Here is a 16,796-nt window from a genome sequence, read left to right as displayed (position 1 = left end):
GGCGTCGCGGGCGTGCGCGTTCCGTGCCCCACGCCCGGCCCAACCACGCACCGTGCGGGGCTACGGTGAGTGCCGTGCGCGCCCTGCTCGTGGCCAATCCCTCGGCCACCACCACCACGGCAGCGGGTCGCGACGTCATCGCCCACGCCCTCGCGAGCGAGCTCAAGCTCGAGGTGGTGGCCACCCGGTACCGCGGGCACGCGGCGGAGCTGGCCTCCCGCGCGAAGGACGAGGGCGTCGACCTGGTCGTGGTGCTCGGTGGCGACGGCACGGTGAACGAGGCCCTCAACGGGCTGCTCGTCGACGGGCCGCACCCCCGGGTCCCGGCACTCGGTGTGGTGCCCGGCGGGTCGGCCAACGTGTTCGCCCGCGCCCTCGGCGCCCCCCGCGACCCGCTGGAGGCCACGCACCAGCTCCTCGGCGCGCTCGCGGCGGGTCGCAGCCGCACGGTGGGGCTCGGGAAGGCCGACGAGCGCTGGTTCAGCTTCAACGCGGGCCTCGGCTGGGACGCCGACGTCATCGCCGCCATGGAGCGGGCGCGCGGCGACGGCCGGGAGGTCACCCCGACCCGCTACGTGAACACCGCCATCCGCCGCTGGGCCCGGGCCCGCGCGAACCCGCCGTCGCTGACGATCGAGATCCCCGGCGAGGACCCGGTCGAGGGCGCGAAGATGGCCGTCGTCTCGAACACCGACCCGTGGACCTACCTCGGCGGCAACGCGGTGCGCACCAACCCGGGCTGCTCGTTCGACGGCGGGCTGGGGTTCTTCGCGATGTGCAACCTCGGGTTGCCGACCATCGCGCGCACCGTCCGGCAGATCCTGCGGCCCGAGGGTTTCCGGGGCCTCTCCTCGGTGGTCCGGCGCGACGACGTGTCCGCGCTGCGGATCACCTCGGAGGAGCCGGTGAACCTCCAGGTCGACGGCGACCACCTGGGCCGGCGCAGCGACGTCGAGTTCGCGGCGGTGCCGGACGCCCTGCGCGTCATCGTCTGAGCGGCGTCCAGCAGTCGTGAGCCGCGTCACGCGAGCTCCGGCGGGCGTGGACCATAAGCCGACGAACGGTGGCTTGATCCGGCCTTCGGGGGACCTCACGGCCCCTGGACGAGGCTGCAGGGATGCTGGTGCGGAGCATACCGACCGCTCGTCGTCGCCCGACGCCCGGGTCGACGCCTCGTCGTGTCGCGTTTCCCGCTCGTCGCAGTGACGGCGCGGTCACGGTCCGCCGATATCCACTCACCGCCCGCGCAAGCCCGTCGAGCCGCTTGGGACTCGATCCAGACGCGTTCCTCCTGCAGATTCTTGGTCATCCCCCGCGAGTGCCGGGCAGGAATGCGAGAGCAGAACTGCACGGCCGGTCCCCGGAGACGGTGAGCGATCACCGCGATCCGGTGGGCACGGGAGGTGGCACCACCAGGTGGCCGGCCGGCGGCAAGGACGCCGCAGGTCGGAGACCGGAGGAGTCGGACCTCCCCGCACACGAGAACGGTACGGAGGAGCCGGAGCGATCCGGTTCCGTGGCATTCCGCCCCGAACGGAATCGCCCACGACGACGCAAACACGGTGCGAACCCCGAGTCGCACCCAGCTGAGGAGACCAGCACGATGGACTGGCGGAACGACGCTGCTTGCCGCGACGAGGACCCGGAACTGTTCTTCCCGATCGGGACGAGCGGCCCGGCGCTGACGCAGATCTCTCAGGCGAAGGCCGTGTGCCGCCGCTGCCCCGCGATGTCCGAGTGCCTGACCTGGGCCCTCGAGTCCGGCCAGGACGCCGGCGTCTGGGGCGGTGCCAGCGAGGACGAGCGCCGCGCCATGAAGCGCTACGGCGTGCGCATGGACGTCCAGGCCTGATCCGGCCGCTCCGGGGACGGACGCTCGCTCCCCACGCGTCCGCCCCCTGCACGTACCGAGCTGAAGGGCCCCTCCCGTCGGGAGGGGCCCTTCGTTCGTTCCGGGGCCTCCGCGTGAGGGGAGGATCCGCCCGCCCCGACCGCGTGAGGGGTCCCCTCACGAGGTTGGAGCGGGGCGATCCTCCCCTCACGGGACACGGGAGCCCCTTCCCGACGACGCCTACCGGCCCGTGAGTGGGATCTGCAGCTCCGCGCGGGTGCCGCCCGCCGGTTCGGGGCGCAGCGAGAGGGTGCCGCCGAGCTCGGAGTCGACGAGCGTGCGCACGATCTGCAGGCCGAGGCCCGGCGCGCGCTCCAGGGAGAAGGTGTCGGGCAGGCCCCGCCCGTCGTCGACGACGTCGATCTGCAGCCGGCTCGCGGTGCGGGTCGCGACGATCCGCACGGCGCCGGGCGTGCCCTCGGGGAAGCCGTGCTCCAACGCGTTGGACACGAGCTCGGTGACCACCAGGACGAGCGGGGTCGCCATCACCGCCGGCAGTACCCCGGCGCGGCCCTCCCGCGTCATCGACACCCCGGCGCCGGGCCGGACGAGGTCGTTCATCATCGGGAGCACCCCGGCGAGCACCTCGTCGATGTCGACCCGCTCGTCCACCGACGCCGCGAGCGACTCGTGCACGAGCGCGATCGAGGCCACCCGGCGCATCGACTCGTTCAGCGCCGACCGCGCCTCCTCGTGCCGGGTCCGGCGGGCCTGCAGGCGCAGCAGCGCGGCGACGGTCTGCAGGTTGTTCTTCACGCGGTGGTGGATCTCGCGGATCGTCGCGTCCTTGCTCATCAGCGCCCGGTCGCGCCGCCGCACCTCGGTGACGTCGCGGACCAGCACCAGCGCGCCGCCCGGCACCCCGCGCGGGCGCAGCGGCAGGGCGCGCAGCACGGCGGTCGCCCCGCGGCTCTCCAGCTCGGTGCGCGGCGACGGGGTCCCGGCGAGCGCGTCGCGCAGGACCGAGACGGCCTCGGCGCCCTCGAACGGGTCGGCCGAGACCTTCCGGGCGACGAGCGGCAGGTCGGCACCCACCAGCTCGTCGGCCCACCCGAGCCGGTGGAAGGCGGAGAGCGCGTTCGGGCTGGCGTAGAGGACGGTGCCGGCCGCGCTGACCCGCACCAGGCCGTCGCCCACGCGGGGCGAGGAGCGGCCCTCGTCGACGCCCTCCGCCGTCGGGAAGGTCCCGTCGGCGATCATCTGGCAGAGGTCACCGGCCACCGCGAGGTAGGAGATCTCGAGGGTCGACGGGACGCGGGGCGCCGCCAGGTTCGTGTCCCGGCCCAGGACCGCGATCACCCGGCCCGCATACCCCACGGGCACCACCTCGCGGCGGATCGAGCGCCCGCGGTGCCACCGGGGCTGCTCCTCGCGGCGCATCGTGGTGTCGGCCAGGGCCCGGAGCAGCTGCGGGTGCTGCGCGACGGTCGCGGTGCCGCCGACCATGTCGTCGGGATGGGCGGTCGGCGCGGTCGTCGGGCGGCTGTGCGCGACGCACACGAACGACGGCGTCTCGGCCTCGCTGACCGGCACCCAGAGCAGGAAGTCGGCGAACGACAGGTCGGAGAGCAGCTGCCACTCCGAGGCGAGCCGCTGCAGGTGCGCCACCTCGTCACCGGACAGCGACGTGTGCGTGGCGAGCAGGAAGCTCAGCGTGCTCACGGGCTCATCCAACCATCGGCGAGGCGCCGGACCGGCGCGTGGGACAATCGCCTCATGTCGAAGCGTGCACGTCAGAAGCGGGACCGCAAGAAGAAGGGCTCGAACCACGGCAAGCGTCCGAACAGCTGAGGCCGTGGCCGGACACGACGAAGGGCCCCCGGATTCTTCCGGGGGCCCTTCGTGTGTCCGGCGGTGCCTCAGCCGCGCCGACGGGTCTCGACGCGGGTCGAGTTCACCTCGACGACCGTGCCGGTCGGCGTCCGCTCGACGCTGATCTGCGCCTGCTCCAGCACCGTCGCGCGGATCCGCTCGCGCAGCTTCTGGTGCAGCGTGTCCGGCGCGCGCTCCCCACCGCAGGTGCGGGCGAGCAACGTCTTGACCTTCTCCTCGAGGCCGTAGCGCGCCAGGCAGGGCCCGCACTCCTCGAGGTGCCGCCGCAGCTGCGCGTCCCGCTCGGCGTCGCACTCGTGGTCGAGCAGCAGCCAGACCTCGGCGAGGACCTCGTCGCAGTCGGTCTCGTGGTGGTTGCCGCAGCTCATGCCTCGCTCACCCCGTCCCGGATGAATCCGCGATCGCGCGCGGTGTCGGTCAGCGCCTCCCGCAGCTGCCGCCGGCCGCGGTGCAGCCGCGACATCACGGTGCCGATCGGGGTGCCCATGATCTCCGCGATCTCCTTGTAGGCGAACCCCTCGACGTCGGCGAGGTAGACCGCCATGCGGAAGTCGTCGGGCAGGGCCTGCAGCGCCTCGCGGATGTCGGTGTCGGGCAGCCGGTCCAACGCCTCGGCCTCGGCGCTGGGGAGACCCGCCGACGAGTGCTCCGCGGACTGCGAGAGCTGGTAGTCGGTGATCTCGTCCGTGGAGTTCTGCTGCGGCTGCCGCTGCTTCTTGCGATACGTGTTGATGTAGGAGTTCGTCAGGATGCGGTAGAGCCAGGCCTTCAGGTTCGTCCCGGGCTTGAACGACGTGAACGACGAGTACGCCTTGAGCACCGTCTCCTGGACCAGGTCCTCCGCGTCCGGCGGGTTGCGGGTCATCCGCATCGCCGCCGCGTAGAGCTGGTCGACCATCGGCATCACGTCGCGCTCGAAGCGTTCGGCGCGCGCGGCGACGGTCTCGGTCTCCAGGTCGGCGGGAGTGGACCCGCCCTGTTGCACGTCGGTCGACGGGTCGTCGACCTCCGCCTGCTCGACCGCCTCGGACACCGCACTCCCTTCGCGCCACCGCTCGACGATGACGTCGGATCGCGGGGAGGTTACCCCGGTGGGCGTGCGGACACCCCCTTCGTCGGGGGCGTGGAGCCGGATCGGGGTCCGCTCCATCGTCATGGCTGGCATGTCCGTCCCAACACGGAGGGCCCGTCCCGTGTTCCCCCACCCGCCGTGGCAGGAAAGCGTCGTTGCTGTCGTCCAGTGACAGGAGAACCGCGTCGTCGTGGGCCCTAGGCTGCCGCCGTGGCCAAGCGAACCGCCGCCGGCACCCCCGCGCTCGCCCTCCTCGCGAAGGCCGGCGTCACCGTGCGCACGCACGCCTACGAGGCCCCGGGCGTCGCCGCGTACGGCACCGAGGCGGCCGACGCGCTCGGCCTCGACCACGCTCGCGTGTTCAAGACCCTCGTCGCCGAGGTCGACGGCGCCCCGGTCCTCGCGATGGTGCCGGTGTCCGGGTCGCTCGACCTCAAGGCCCTCGCCGCGGCCCGGGGCGGCAAGAAGGCGGTGATGGCCGACGTGGCGGTCGCCGAGCGGCTCACCGGCTCCGTCGCGGGCGGCATCTCGCCGCTCGGCGCGCGGACCCGCCTCCCGCTGGTCGTCGACGAGTCGGCGCTGGGCCTCAACACGATCTACTGCAGCGCCGGGAAGCGCGGCCTGCAGATGGAGCTCGCACCATCGGACCTCGTCACGACGGCGGGTGCGGAGACCGCTCCGATCGCCACCCCCTGACCTCCGCCCACGTGACCGACCGGTTGGTTACGATCGTAGGATGCCGAAGGACGGGAGCGCGACGCGACGGCGCCTGCTCGACGCGGCCGCGGCGGAGTTCTCCGCCCGCGGGATCGCCGGGGCCCGGGTGGACCGGATCGCCGCGGCCGCCGAGGCGAACAAGGCCCAGATCTACGCGTGGTTCGACTCGAAGGACGGCCTGTTCGACGCCGTCTTCCGCGAGCACCTCGCCCTGATCGTCGACCTCGTGCCGTTCGACGCGCGCGACCTCCCCGGCTACGCGGTGCGGCTCTACGACGCGTACCTGGAGCGGCCCGCGGTCATCCTGCTCGCCGTGTGGGCGCGCCTCGAACGGGTCCCCACGGGCGACCTGCTCACCGACGTCGTCGACGAGGTCGCCCGCAAGCACGCCGCGGTCCGGGAGGCCCAGGACGAGGGGATCGTCGACCCGTCGATCGCGCCCGCGGACGTGTACTCGCTGGTCATCGCCCTGTCGATGACGTGGTCGCCGGCCGCCACGGTGATCGCCGCCGCGCCCGGGGATCCCGAGGCCGACCACGCCCGCCGTCGGGAGGCCCTGGCACGGGCGGTGCGGGGCGCCCTCCTGGTCTGACCACTTTCGGGGCATGCGGCCGGGGAACGCGGCGCCCGGCCGGTCTACTGGCCGCATGCGGGTGTTCGTCGTCGTCCTCGTGCTGCTCGGCGTGCTCTCGGGCTGCTCGTCGCTGGGACTCGGGCGGGACGACACCGCGGCCGGTCGGGCGGCCCGTCCCGGGGGGCAGCCCGACGTGGGCGCCGCCGAGTCGATCCGCACCGCGGCCCGGGCGACGGCCGCCGCGGACGGCGCGACGGTGCGCGTCGACTCCAGCGGCCCGGCCCGCGACCGTTCCGTCACGACGACGGGCTCGGGCGTCGTCGACTTCCGCGGCCGGACCGCCTCGACGGCGCTGCGCGTCGGCGACCTCGGGCGGGTCGACGCGCTCGCCGTCGGCCGGACCGCGTTCGGCGCCCTCCCGCCGCGGGCCATCAACGACATCTCCCGCGGGCGGCAGTGGGTGGCGGTGGCCCTCGACGACGTCGACACCGGGCTCTTCGCCGACACCGTGATCCAGCTCGGCTTCGGCATCACCGGCAACCCCGCCGACCTCATGACGATCCTCGGCGCGATCCGCGACGACGTGGTGGTCGTCGGGCCGGAGACGATCGACCAGACCCCGACCGTGCACCTGCGCGGCACCGTCGACCTCGACGCCCTGCGGACGGCCGCGCCCGACCTCGGTCCGGTGCTGGACCGGCTGCGCACGGAGCTGAGCCTGGCGGCCGTGCCGGTGGACGTGTGGCTGGACACCGAGGGGCGGGTCCGGCAGGTGACCGAGACCCTCGTGCCCGGCGAGGCCGCCACCACGACGACGCTGACCGACCTCCTCCCCCAGGCCACCGTCGTGGCCCCGCCGACGGAGATGGTGCGCGACCTGTTCAGAGAGCTCCGGGCGCAACGAGGCTGACGAGATGTCCACTTCTCTTGACAACATGTCGAGTGAAGTAGACATTGGTGGAGTGGCTCGGACGACGACGACCGCCGCGAACCGGGTCCGCGCCGCCCGCCGGGACGCGGACCTGACGCAACAACGGCTGGCCGAGCTGATCGGGGTGAGCCGCCAGACGGTCGTGGCCATCGAGAACGGGGGGTACGCGCCCTCCGTGTACCTGGCCCTCGCCCTCGGTCGGGTCCTCGGGCGCAGCGTCGAAGAACTCTTCTCCGAGGAGGACCGAGGATGAGCACACCGGACGCCTTCGACCGGTTCACGACACGGATCGGGGACCTCGATCACCCGCTCTACGCCGAGGAACGGCAGCGCGACGTGTGGAACGAGGCCTCCGCCGTGGGCCTGCAGCTGCTGCTGTGGACACTCGGCCTCGCCGCGGTCGTCGCGGCCTGGGCAGGAGGCCGGGACGCGTTCCCCTACGTGCTCGGCATGACGCTGCCGATGGGGCTCGCCGGCCTCGTCGTCCTCACCTACGCGGCACGACACGGGCTCGACGTGCGGACGGCCCAGGTGCGCGCGGGACGGGGCCGCCTCGTGGCCGCCGCCGTCCTGCTCCTCGCCCTGGCCACCGGGATGCTGCGCACGACGGACCTCGGCGGCGCGACCCTCGCGGGCCTCGTCGTCGGGGCCGGGCTGGTGCTGGTCGTGACCGTTGCCGCCCGGTGGTGGGGCAGGCGACGCCGACCCGCCGAGGAGGACTGAGGTGGCTCCGCCCTGTGAGTACTAATCCGTGCTCTGGCACGGATTAGTACTCACGAGGCGCAGCCACCTCTCGACCGCTGCGCGGACCGGGCCCTGCGCGCGCAGCGAGTGGTCCCCGGAGACCGTGACCACCTCGCGGTGCGCGGCCGTCGGCGGCACACCGAAGCGGTCGCGGCCCCCGGAGACGGCGAGCACCGGGATGCCGGCGTCGTCGACGGCGTCGATCTCCGGGGAGCGGTCGGGCCGGGTCCCGTCCTTGCGGGCCGGCGCGAGCAGCGGGAACGCCAGCGCGAGCACGCCGACCGGGCGGGGCTCGGCGACGACCGCCCCGCGGCAGGCGACCCGGGCCCCCGACGACCGCCCACCGTGGACCTGCGGCACCCCGGGGAACAACGCGGTGAGCTCGGCCAGCACGCATGCCCACGCCTCGTCGAGCTGCGGCGCCCGCGGCGGGGCCTTCCGGCCGGCCACGCGGTAGGGCTGCAGCACCCGGGCGGCGACGAGGCCCGGTGCGGCCGCGACCGCCGCGAGCAGGTCCGGCGCCTCGATCCCGCCGCCCGCGCCGTGCCCGAGCACCAGCAGGCCGCGCGGCTCGTCGTCGGGACGATCGAGGACCACCTCGGCCGGGCCGTGCGGGGTCTCGACGATCACGACGGGTTGACGGCTTCCAGATCCAGCCCCTGCTGCTCGGGCTCCTCGTGCGCCTCCTCGATCAGCTCGGCGCCGTGGTTCCGCACGTTGTTGACCTTCGACGACACCTGGCGCATCCCGATCGCGGCGAGGACCTCGTCGGAGGGGACGAGCAGCTCGTCGATCGCCTCGGAGTCGGGGTCCAGCCACGCCTGCCACCGGTCACGCGGCAGGACGAGCGGCATCCGGTGGTGGATCTCGGTGAGCGGACCGGCCGAGGCCGTCGTCACGACCGTCGTCGAGATCAGCGGTGCCTCGCCCTTCGCGGGCCGCCACGTCTCCCAGAGCCCGGCCAGGGCGAGCGGGCGGCCGTCGTCGTAGCTCATGAAGTACGGCGTCTTCTGCTTCCCGTCGCGCAGCCACTCGAACCAGCCGTCGGCGGGGATCAGGCAGCGCCGGGAGGCGGCCGCCCGGCGGAACGCGGGCTTCTCGGTGAGCGACTCGGCCCGCGCGTTGATCATCTTGTTGCCGACCGAGAGGTCCTTGGCCCACGACGGCACCAGACCCCACCGCATCGCCCGCAGGGAGCGCTCCACGGTGGACGGGTCGGGCGTGCCGGACCCGTCGCGCGGGTGGCGGTCGACCACGGCCGGGATCGTCAGGGTGGGGGCGACGTTGTACTCCGGGCCGATCGCCTCGCCGCCGGTCTCGTCGCGCGCGTCGAACTCCTCGGCCAGGTCGGCCGGGTCCTTGGCCAGGGCGTAGCGACCGCACATGGTTCCCGATCCTGCCAGGATGAGGGCCATGACCGCGTGGAGCGCCCCGACCGCCGACGGCCCGGTGGAGGGCACGGTCGCCGTCCCCGGGTCGAAGTCGATCACCAACCGCGCCCTGCTCCTCGCCGCCCTGGCCGCGGACGGCACCCGGACCGTCGTCGGCGCCGCCCGCTCCCGCGACACCACGCTCATGGTCGAGGGGCTCGCGGCGATGGGGGTCGGCACCGCCACCGCGCCGGGTCGGGACGGCACGCTCGACGTCACGATCACCGCGCCCGGCCACCTGCGCGGTGCCCGGGTCGACTGCGGCCTCGCCGGGACCGTGATGCGGTTCCTCCCGCCGGCCGCGGCGCTGGCGGACGGGCCGGTCGAGTTCGACGGCGACCCGCACGCGCGGACCCGGCCGATGGGCGGCGTACTCGAGGGGCTGCGCGGGCTCGGCGTCGGCCTGGAGCCCGCCGACGCCGACCGCCTGCCGTTCACGGTGCTCGGGCGTGGCGGGGTGCGCGGCGGCGCGGTCACCGTCGACGCGTCGGCGTCCTCCCAGTTCGTCTCCGGGCTGCTGCTCTCCGGCGCCCGGTACGACGACGGGCTCGTCGTCACCTCGTCGACCACGGTCCCGTCGCTGCCGCACGTCGACATGACCGTCACGATGCTGCGGCTCGCGGGCGCCACCGTGACGACCGAGCCGTCCCGCTGGGCGGTCTCGCCCGGACCCTTGGTGCCCGACACCCGGTTCGTCGTGGAACCCGACCTCTCCGGCGCCGCGGTCTACCTCGCCGCGGCGATGATCACCGGCGGGCGGGTGACGGTCGCGGGGTGGCCGGAGCGCCGGCCCGCGGCGAACCCGGAGCGGCACACGCAGTCGCGCCACGACCTGCCGGACCTGCAGCCGATCACCGCCGTGCGCCGCGCGCTGGAGGCGTTCGGGGCCGAGGTCACCGAGGGGCCGGACGGGCTGACCGTGCAGGGGCCGGACCGGCTGCCGGGCGTCGACGTCGACCTCGGCGAGATCGGCGAGCTGACCCCGACCGTCACCGCACTGGCGATCGTCGCGTCGCTCGGCGGGCACTCCTCGCGGCTGCGCGGGGTCGCCCACATCCGGGGGCACGAGACCGACCGGCTCGCCGCGCTGGCCGCCGAGGCCACGGCGATCGGCGCGCGGGTCGACGAGACCGACGACGGTCTGGAGGTGCACCCGCCGTCGGGACCGCTCCGGCCGATCCGCCCGTGGGGCGCGTACGCCGACCACCGGATGGCGACGGCGGGCGCGCTGCTCGGCCTGGTGGTGCCCGGTCTGGAGATCGACGACGTGGCCGCGACGACGAAGACCCTCCCGGACTTCGCCGACGACTGGTCGGCCCTGGTGCGCGGGGCGGGGATCCCGGCGTGACGATGCGGCTCTCCTGGCACTGGATGACAGCAACGACGCTTTGCTGCCACCGGGGGGCGAGGTGAGCCCCCGCAGCGCCGCCGGGCGGTACGACGAGAGCGACGTCCGGGTCCGGCCCGGCAAGGGCAGCCGCCCCCGGTCCAAGCGCCGCCCGGAGCACGCGGACGCGCGGGCCGCGATGGTCGTCGGGGTCGACCGCGGGCGGTGGACCTGCGCGCCCGACGACGAGCCGACCGCGCGCGTCGTCGCGATGCGGGCCCGCGAGCTGGGCCGCACGCCGGTGGTGGTGGGCGACCACGTCGACCTCGTCGGCGACACGTCCGGCGCCGAGGACACGCTCGCCCGCATCGTGCGGGTCGCCGAGCGGACGAGCGTGCTGCGCCGCACCGCGGACGACACCGACCCCTACGAGCGGGTGGTCGTCGCGAACGCCGACCGGCTCGTCATCGTCACGGCCCTCGCCGACCCCGTGCCCCGCACCGGCTTCGTCGACCGCTGCCTCGTCGCCGCCTACGCGGGCGGCCTCGCCCCCGTGCTCTGCCTGACCAAGGCCGACCTCGCCGACCCGGGGCCCTTCGCCGCGGAGTACGCGGAACTGGACCTGCCCGTCGTCGTCACCCGCTCCGACCGGGATCCCGACGAGCTGCGCGAGCTGCTGCACGACGAGGTGTCGGCGCTGATCGGGCACTCCGGGGTCGGGAAGTCGACGCTGGTCAACGCGCTGGTGCCGGACGCCGAGCGGGCGGTGGGCGTGGTCAGCGGGGTCGGGAAGGGCCGGCACACGTCGACGTCCGCGGTGGCCCTCGGCCTCCCCGACGGCGGCTGGGTCGTGGACACCCCGGGCGTGCGGTCGTTCGGGCTCGCGCACATCTCCCCCGACGACGTCGTGGCGGCCTTCGGCGACCTCGCCACGGCCGTCGAGGACTGCCCGCGCGGCTGCTCGCACCTCGGCCCGCCGGCCGACCCGGAGTGCGCGCTGGACCCGCTGGTCGCGTCCGGCGCCCTCTCTTCCGGCCGACTGGACGCGCTGCGCCGCGTGCTCACGGCACTGCGCACCCCCGCCTGGGAGAGCTAGCCGCGCAGGCCCCGCGGCGGCACCGGCAGGCACTGCACCGGCCGCGCGTGCGCGGGGTCGAGGGCGTTCGCGATGTGCTGCATCGTCACCGGGTCGTAGGCGACGGCGGCGTGCTCGGCGAGGTCGGTCGGGCAGCCCTCCTGCAGCACGATGTTCGTCGCGCCCTCGAGCAGACCCGAGGTGTAGGGCACGACGAGCTCGTCGTAGCGGGTGAGGATCATCGTGTAGGTCACGCCGTCGACCTTCGGCCCGCCGTCGGAGTTCATGCGCCGGATGAAGTCCGACCCGGCGAGGAACTGCCGGCACGACGCGCACGTCTGGTCGAGCGACGCGACGAGCACCGGGTCCAGGCCCAGTTCCTCGCCCGTGCGGTTCAGGAAGTCCAGGGCGAGCGTGTTCGTGCCCTTCCACAGCGGCGTCAGCCCGACGTACCGGTCGACGGACCGCGACCCGCCGAGGAACTTGACGTAGTAGTCGGGCATCAGCGAGCCCTCGGAGTGCCCGACGATGTCGACCTTCGCCGCGCCGGTCACCGAGCGCACGCGCTGCACGAACGTCGCGAGCTCCTGCGCGCTGCGCTCCATCGGCGCGAGGCCCCCGACGAGGCCGACGGGCGGCGGGAGCAACGCGTTCTGCCCGTAGGTCAGCGAGAACACGCAGTAGCCCCGGGCCTTCAGCTGCGGGGACACGTACTGCCAGTTGTCGAACTGGGTGGCGAGCAGACCGTGGACCAGAACCACGGGGTTCGGGTGCTGCGCCGACGGCCGGCAGGAGAAGTCGTTCGACCCGGGCGGCGAGGGCGCGAGCAGGTCGCTCCCGGGTGCGGCCTGAGCCGGGGCGGCGAGGACGAGGCCGGCCACGAGGGCCGTCACGGCGGTCAGCAGGATCGCGCGCAGGCGGCTCGTCACGACAGCGACAACGCCGCCGATCGGGTGAGGGTACGGCTCAGGTCACCGCGTAGAGGTCGTAGACCACCTGCGACGCCCGCCGCTGCGCCACGGCCACCGTGAGCAGACGCGTCATCCAGGCGTAGGCCGGCGCCGAGGTCTCGAACGTCGCGTGCACGCGGAAGTAGTACGACGACGGGTCCGGCTCCTCGCCCCGTGCGAGCGCGGCCAGGACCTCCGGCGGACCGGCGCGCACCCCCGCGGTCCGGATGTACACGTCGGCCCCGTCGTGCGAGCGCAGCAGGTAGCGGGTGTCGATCGTGGTGGCGCCGTCGGCCTGGATCACCTGCCAGTCCGCGCCACCGGGCACGACGATCCCGGTGAACCGCTCCCCCGTGACCCGACCGCCGACGATCGGCACGATGCGGCGGTGGCCGGCGTCGGTGACGCCCAGGTCGATCGGGGCCTCGAGCTCGACCTCGACGTGGGCGAGGTACTCCAGGCCGGGCGTCGGCAGGGTCACGAGCGCGGCCACTCGCCGCCGGCCGGGGGCTCGGAGACGACCGACTCGTCGTCGGGACCGGGGTCGGAGAGCAGCGTGATCTCGCTCGGCTCGTCGATCACCTCGATCGGGTAGGTGGGGCCGGCCTCGCGGCGGCGGGCCATCTCGTCGAGGTGGTCGTTCTGGAAGCAGACCGTGGCCTGCGGGTCGTCGACCACCCAGCGCGGGAAGAAGATCGTGCCGTGCGTGACGCGGTGCTCCAGGTCCGCGACGATCGAGACGCTGGTGCCGGTCGGCTCGGTCCAGTGCACCGTGTGGACGTTCTCCCGCAGCCGGGCGACGTACGCCCGCTGGTCACGCACCCACCGGCCGCCGACGAGGCCGGAGTGGATCCGGTAGTCGACCGTCGTGTCGTTCTTGACGTACAGCTCGTACTCCCAGCCGTTGGCGTAGGTGTAGATCAGCCGCTTGCCCACGATCGTGTCCGTCACGGGCGTCGGGTACCCGCTGCCCCGCGGTCGAGCGGTGACACGCGTGGTAGGTTCGAAACCAACTGGATGGTTACTAACGACGAGGAGGCCCCGGATGGGCATCACGACGGCGTTCGACGCCCGCAGTACCGCCCTGGAGGTGGTCGAGGGCGTCGACCTGACCGGGCGCACGGCGGTCGTCACCGGCGCCGCCTCCGGCATCGGCGTCGAGACCGCCCGTGCGCTCGCGGCGGCGGGAGCGGCGGTGACGGTGGCCGCGCGGTCGAGCGAGGCCGCGGAGCGGGCGGTGGCCGACATCCGCGCGTCGACGGGCAACGAGCAGGTGCACGCCGCCCTGCTCGACCTCACCGACCTCGACTCGGTCCGCGCCTTCGTCGACGCGTGGACCGGGCCGCTGCACGTGCTGGTGAACAACGCGGGGGTGATGGACACCCCGGAGACCTACACCGCGTACGGCTGGGAGCTGCAGTTCGCGACGAACCACCTCGGGCACATGGCGCTCACCCTCGGCCTGCACGACGCGCTCGCCGCGGCCGGGAACGCGCGGGTCGTCGTGGTGTCCTCCAGCGGGCACGGCAGCTCGCCGGTGGTGTTCGACGACCTGTTCTTCGACCGCCGCGCCTACGACCCGGGTCTGGCCTACGGGCAATCCAAGACCGCGAACGTGCTGTTCGCGGTCGAGCTGACCCGCCGCTGGGCCGCCGACGGGATCACCGCCAACGCGCTCATGCCGGGCGGCATCTGGACGGGCCTGCAGAAGCACTGGGACCCGACGGTGATCGAGGAGCTCTCCGTCGCGGCGGCCGACATCATGAAGACCCCGGAGCAGGGGGCGGCGACGTCGGTCCTGCTCGCGACGTCGCCGCAGCTCGAGGGCGTCGGCGGGCGCTACTTCGAGGACTGCCACGAGGCCGAGGTGGTGGACGAGATCCAGCACGGCATCCACGGCGTGCGGGCCTACGCGCTCGACCCCGACGCCGCCCGGCAGCTCTGGGACGTCTCGCTGGCGCTGCTGGAGAAGGCCGGATGGGAGATCACCGGCTGAGCGGGTACGCAGGCGTGTGCAGCTGCCCGTCCCGGACCCCGGACCCGATGCCGCCGTCGCCTTCGTCGGCGAGCACCTGGGCGACCTGACCTGCGACACCCCGGCCGCCTCCGGCGCGTTCCGGGGTGGGCAGACGGCCGCCGACATCGCGCTCGGCTCGCTCGACGTCACGAACTACGCGCGGCGGCGCAACGACGTCTGGCCGCCCGAGCGCCGCGGCGCCTCCCGCATGTCGCCCTACATCCGGTACGGGCTGCTGTCGCTGCCGGCGCTGTGGGAGCACGTCGCGGACGCCCCGCAGCGCGACCGCACGAAGTACCGTGACGAGCTCGCCTGGCAGGAGTACGCCCGGCACGTCTACGCCCGGATCGGCCCCGCGCTCGGCGACGACCTGCGCGCCCACCCGCCCCGCCCGCCGGAGACGTGGGACGACCCGTGGCCGCGGGACATGAACTGCATGGACGTCAACCTCACCGAGCTGCACGACGACGGCTGGCTGGTCAACCAGTGCCGGATGTGGCTCTCCAGCCAGTGGACGGTGCGGGCCGGGGCGCAATGGCGCGACGGCGAGGACGCGTTCTTCACCCACCTGCTCGACGGGTCCCGGGCGGCCAACCGCCTCGGCTGGCAGTGGACGGTCGGCACCGGGACGGGCAAGGCGTACGGGTTCTCCCGGAACCAGGTGGAGAAGCGCGCCCCGAAGCTCTGCGCCGAGTGCGTGCTGAACGCCGACTGCCCCGTCCAGGACTGGCCTCCGGAGCAGCGGACCACGCGGATCGAGCCGCCGTCGGGTCTGCGCTCCGACCCGGACCCGGAGTCGACCGGTGGCCCGTCGTCGGCGCCTCCTGAGACGGACGTCGAGGCGGTGTGGCTGACCGCGGAGTCGCTGGGCGACGACGACCCGGCCCTGGCCGCCCACCCGGACGCCCCGGCGGTGTTCGTCTTCGACGAGCCGCTGCTCGCCCGGCTGCGGCTCTCGGGCAAGCGGCTGGTCTTCCTGACGGAGACGCTGGCCGACCTGGCCACGCGGCGTCCGGTCGAGCTGTACCGGGGACGGGTACGCGAGGAACTCTCCGGACGGCAGGTCGCAATCACGTTCGCCCCGGTACCGGGCTTCCGTCGTCGCGCGGACGCGGTCGAGCCCGCCGTCGTGCACCCGTGGCCGTGGCTGTTCCGCCCGCGCGGGGGCCGCCTGCAGAGCTACACCGCCTGGCGGAAGGGGATGCCGCAGCGGCCGGACGGGGTCTGATCCGGGTATGAGCCCCGCCCACCCGGGGCATCATCGCGACGTGCCCCGTGTCGCGATCGCCTGCCAGGGCGGCGGCAGCCAGACGGCGTTCACCGCCGGCGTGCTGCGTCCGCTGCTGCGTGCCCCCGAGGTCGAGCCCGTCGCCTTCACCGGGACCTCCGGGGGCGCGATCTGTGCGCTGCTGGCCTGGTACGGCTGGCGCACCGGCGGCCGCCGCCGCGCGGTGGAACTGCTCGAGGGGTTCTGGCGGGACAACGAGGCCCGGACACCGCTCGACGCGGTGACGAACGTGGTCGGCGTCGGCCTGCTCCGGCTCCGCGACCTGGGTCTCCTGCCGCTCCCGGCCTTCGACCCGTACCGGTTCCCGGAGATCGCCCGGACCCAGCTGCAGGACCTGCTCGAGCGGTGGGTGGACTTCGGGCTGCTCGCCGCCCTGCCCCGCGACGAGGGTCCGGTGCTGCAGATCGGCGCGGTCGAGGTGCGCAGCGGCGCGTTCCGGCGGTTCGACTCGCGCCGCGGGGAGATCACGGTCGACACCGTGCTGGCCAGCGCCGCGATCCCCACCCTGTTCCGGGCGGTCGACACCGGCGACGGGGTGTACTGGGACGGCGTCTTCTCCGAGAACCCGCCCGTGCGCGACCTCCCCGCCCTCGCCCCGGACGCGCTCTGGATCGTCCAGCTCTTCCCGCAGCGCATCGACGCGGAACCCCGCACGCCCGGCGCGATCGCCGACCGCCGCGCGGAGCTGACGGCGAACCTGTCGCTGGAGCAGGAGATCGACGCCATCCAGAAGATCAACGAGTTCGTCCGCGCGGGGTACCTCGACGGGGCCGGGTACCGCGAGGTCGGCATCGAGCGCATCCAGCTCGACCGGCGCCTCGACTCCGCCTCGGCCGCCGACCGGTCGCCCGCCTTCCTGCAGGGGCTGATCGCCGACGGGGTGCAGGCCGGGGAGGCGTTCCTGGCGCGCTCCGTCCCCGCGGCCGTCCGCGCGACCCGGACCTGAC

The 16,796-nt window shown here is 74.1% G+C and carries 21 protein-coding genes; 13 read left to right on the top strand and 8 right to left on the bottom strand.

Annotation, left to right across the window (positions count from 1 at the left end; genetic code table 11):
• The first annotated feature begins 74 nt into the window (after positions 1-74).
• On the top strand, positions 75-995 hold the full coding sequence (locus LN037_RS18630) for a diacylglycerol/lipid kinase family protein (RefSeq protein WP_230755354.1): 921 nt from the start codon (positions 75-77) through the stop codon (positions 993-995).
• A 608-nt stretch (positions 996-1,603) separates the two neighbouring features.
• Positions 1,604-1,852 (top strand): WhiB family transcriptional regulator, encoded by a 249-nt coding sequence (locus LN037_RS18625; RefSeq protein WP_018333285.1) that lies wholly within the window; start codon positions 1,604-1,606, stop codon positions 1,850-1,852.
• 219 nt (positions 1,853-2,071) lie between these two features.
• On the opposite strand, the gene LN037_RS18620 is transcribed toward LN037_RS18625, so the two are convergent.
• Complete coding sequence (locus LN037_RS18620) at positions 2,072-3,553, bottom strand: sensor histidine kinase (protein WP_230755352.1); 1,482 nt, start codon at positions 3,551-3,553, stop codon at positions 2,072-2,074.
• Positions 3,554-3,607: 54 nt separating this feature from the next.
• On the opposite strand from LN037_RS18620, the gene LN037_RS34060 reads away from it, so the two are divergent.
• A complete protein-coding gene (locus tag LN037_RS34060) occupies positions 3,608-3,682 on the top strand; it encodes a 50S ribosomal protein bL37 (RefSeq protein ID WP_372460497.1) in 75 nt (24 codons plus the stop codon).
• Positions 3,683-3,750: 68 nt separating this feature from the next.
• Here the strand turns inward: LN037_RS34060 and rsrA are convergent, their stop codons facing one another.
• Together rsrA and LN037_RS18610 are read right to left on the bottom strand one after the other, a co-directional pair.
• Positions 3,751-4,092, bottom strand: coding sequence for a mycothiol system anti-sigma-R factor (gene rsrA / locus LN037_RS18615; RefSeq protein WP_230755350.1), 342 nt, complete (start codon positions 4,090-4,092; stop codon positions 3,751-3,753).
• A complete protein-coding gene (locus LN037_RS18610; RefSeq protein WP_308286158.1) occupies positions 4,089-4,880 on the bottom strand; it encodes a sigma-70 family RNA polymerase sigma factor in 792 nt (263 codons plus the stop codon). Before LN037_RS18610 ends, rsrA begins: the two co-directional genes overlap by 4 nt.
• 126 nt (positions 4,881-5,006) lie before the next feature.
• On the opposite strand from LN037_RS18610, the gene LN037_RS18605 reads away from it, so the two are divergent.
• The 5 genes from LN037_RS18605 to LN037_RS18585 are packed head-to-tail and all read left to right on the top strand — an operon-like array spanning position 5,007 to position 7,741.
• The gene (locus LN037_RS18605) at positions 5,007-5,492 is read left to right on the top strand and encodes an aminoacyl-tRNA deacylase (RefSeq protein WP_230755348.1); all 486 of its coding nucleotides are present in this window, start codon (positions 5,007-5,009) and stop codon (positions 5,490-5,492) included.
• Positions 5,493-5,532: 40 nt separating this feature from the next.
• Entirely contained in the window at positions 5,533-6,105 is a 573-nt protein-coding gene (locus LN037_RS18600; RefSeq protein WP_230755346.1) for a TetR family transcriptional regulator, read from the top strand.
• Positions 6,106-6,160: 55 nt separating this feature from the next.
• Complete coding sequence (locus LN037_RS18595; RefSeq protein ID WP_230755344.1) at positions 6,161-6,997, top strand: SCO4651 family lipoprotein; 837 nt, start codon at positions 6,161-6,163, stop codon at positions 6,995-6,997.
• 52 nt (positions 6,998-7,049) lie between these two features.
• The gene (locus tag LN037_RS18590) at positions 7,050-7,271 is read left to right on the top strand and encodes a helix-turn-helix transcriptional regulator (protein WP_230755343.1); all 222 of its coding nucleotides are present in this window, start codon (positions 7,050-7,052) and stop codon (positions 7,269-7,271) included.
• Positions 7,268-7,741: a hypothetical protein gene (locus tag LN037_RS18585; RefSeq protein WP_230755340.1), complete on the top strand. Its 474-nt coding sequence runs from the start codon at positions 7,268-7,270 to the stop codon at positions 7,739-7,741. The genes LN037_RS18590 and LN037_RS18585 overlap by 4 nt, the downstream gene beginning before the upstream one ends.
• A gap of 21 nt (positions 7,742-7,762) precedes the next feature.
• Here the strand turns inward: LN037_RS18585 and LN037_RS18580 are convergent, their stop codons facing one another.
• Positions 7,763-8,392 (bottom strand): alpha/beta hydrolase family protein, encoded by a 630-nt coding sequence (locus tag LN037_RS18580; RefSeq protein ID WP_230755338.1) that lies wholly within the window; start codon positions 8,390-8,392, stop codon positions 7,763-7,765.
• Positions 8,389-9,147: an SOS response-associated peptidase gene (locus tag LN037_RS18575; protein ID WP_230755336.1), complete on the bottom strand. Its 759-nt coding sequence runs from the start codon at positions 9,145-9,147 to the stop codon at positions 8,389-8,391. Before LN037_RS18575 ends, LN037_RS18580 begins: the two co-directional genes overlap by 4 nt.
• 28 nt (positions 9,148-9,175) lie before the next feature.
• Between LN037_RS18575 and aroA the strand changes: the two genes are divergently transcribed.
• Entirely contained in the window at positions 9,176-10,540 is a 1,365-nt protein-coding gene (gene aroA / locus LN037_RS18570) for a 3-phosphoshikimate 1-carboxyvinyltransferase (RefSeq protein WP_230755334.1), read from the top strand.
• Between the two features lie 61 nt (positions 10,541-10,601).
• Positions 10,602-11,615 (top strand): ribosome small subunit-dependent GTPase A, encoded by a 1,014-nt coding sequence (gene rsgA, locus LN037_RS18565; RefSeq protein ID WP_230755332.1) that lies wholly within the window; start codon positions 10,602-10,604, stop codon positions 11,613-11,615.
• Here rsgA and LN037_RS18560 read toward each other — a convergent pair.
• From LN037_RS18560 to LN037_RS18550, 3 genes are read right to left on the bottom strand one after another with little or no spacing between them, the layout of a single operon-like run.
• Positions 11,612-12,523, bottom strand: coding sequence for a lipase (locus tag LN037_RS18560; RefSeq protein WP_230755330.1), 912 nt, complete (start codon positions 12,521-12,523; stop codon positions 11,612-11,614). The two genes, rsgA and LN037_RS18560, sit on opposite strands and share 4 nt — an antisense overlap.
• Positions 12,524-12,560: 37 nt before the next feature.
• Positions 12,561-13,025, bottom strand: a complete 465-nt coding sequence (locus LN037_RS18555) for a DUF3237 domain-containing protein (RefSeq protein WP_230755328.1) — start codon at positions 13,023-13,025, stop codon at positions 12,561-12,563.
• Positions 13,022-13,495, bottom strand: a complete 474-nt coding sequence (locus tag LN037_RS18550; RefSeq protein ID WP_230755326.1) for a phenolic acid decarboxylase — start codon at positions 13,493-13,495, stop codon at positions 13,022-13,024. The genes LN037_RS18555 and LN037_RS18550 overlap by 4 nt, the downstream gene beginning before the upstream one ends.
• Positions 13,496-13,589: 94 nt before the next feature.
• On the opposite strand from LN037_RS18550, the gene LN037_RS18545 reads away from it, so the two are divergent.
• Genes LN037_RS18545 through LN037_RS18535 form a run of 3 tightly spaced genes read left to right on the top strand, consistent with a single transcriptional unit; the run spans position 13,590 to position 16,795 of the window.
• The gene (locus LN037_RS18545; protein WP_230755324.1) at positions 13,590-14,540 is read left to right on the top strand and encodes an SDR family NAD(P)-dependent oxidoreductase; all 951 of its coding nucleotides are present in this window, start codon (positions 13,590-13,592) and stop codon (positions 14,538-14,540) included.
• Positions 14,541-14,556: 16 nt separating this feature from the next.
• Positions 14,557-15,789, top strand: coding sequence for an FAD-binding domain-containing protein (locus LN037_RS18540; protein WP_230755322.1), 1,233 nt, complete (start codon positions 14,557-14,559; stop codon positions 15,787-15,789).
• A 40-nt stretch (positions 15,790-15,829) separates the two neighbouring features.
• Positions 15,830-16,795, top strand: coding sequence for a patatin-like phospholipase family protein (locus tag LN037_RS18535; RefSeq protein ID WP_230755320.1), 966 nt, complete (start codon positions 15,830-15,832; stop codon positions 16,793-16,795).
• The last annotated feature ends 1 nt before the right edge of the window (position 16,796 follow it).

Source organism: Actinomycetospora soli (assembly GCF_021026295.1).
Taxonomy (GTDB): Bacteria; Actinomycetota; Actinomycetes; order Mycobacteriales; family Pseudonocardiaceae; genus Actinomycetospora; species Actinomycetospora soli.
This window is presented reverse-complemented; position numbering and strand designations above follow the sequence as displayed.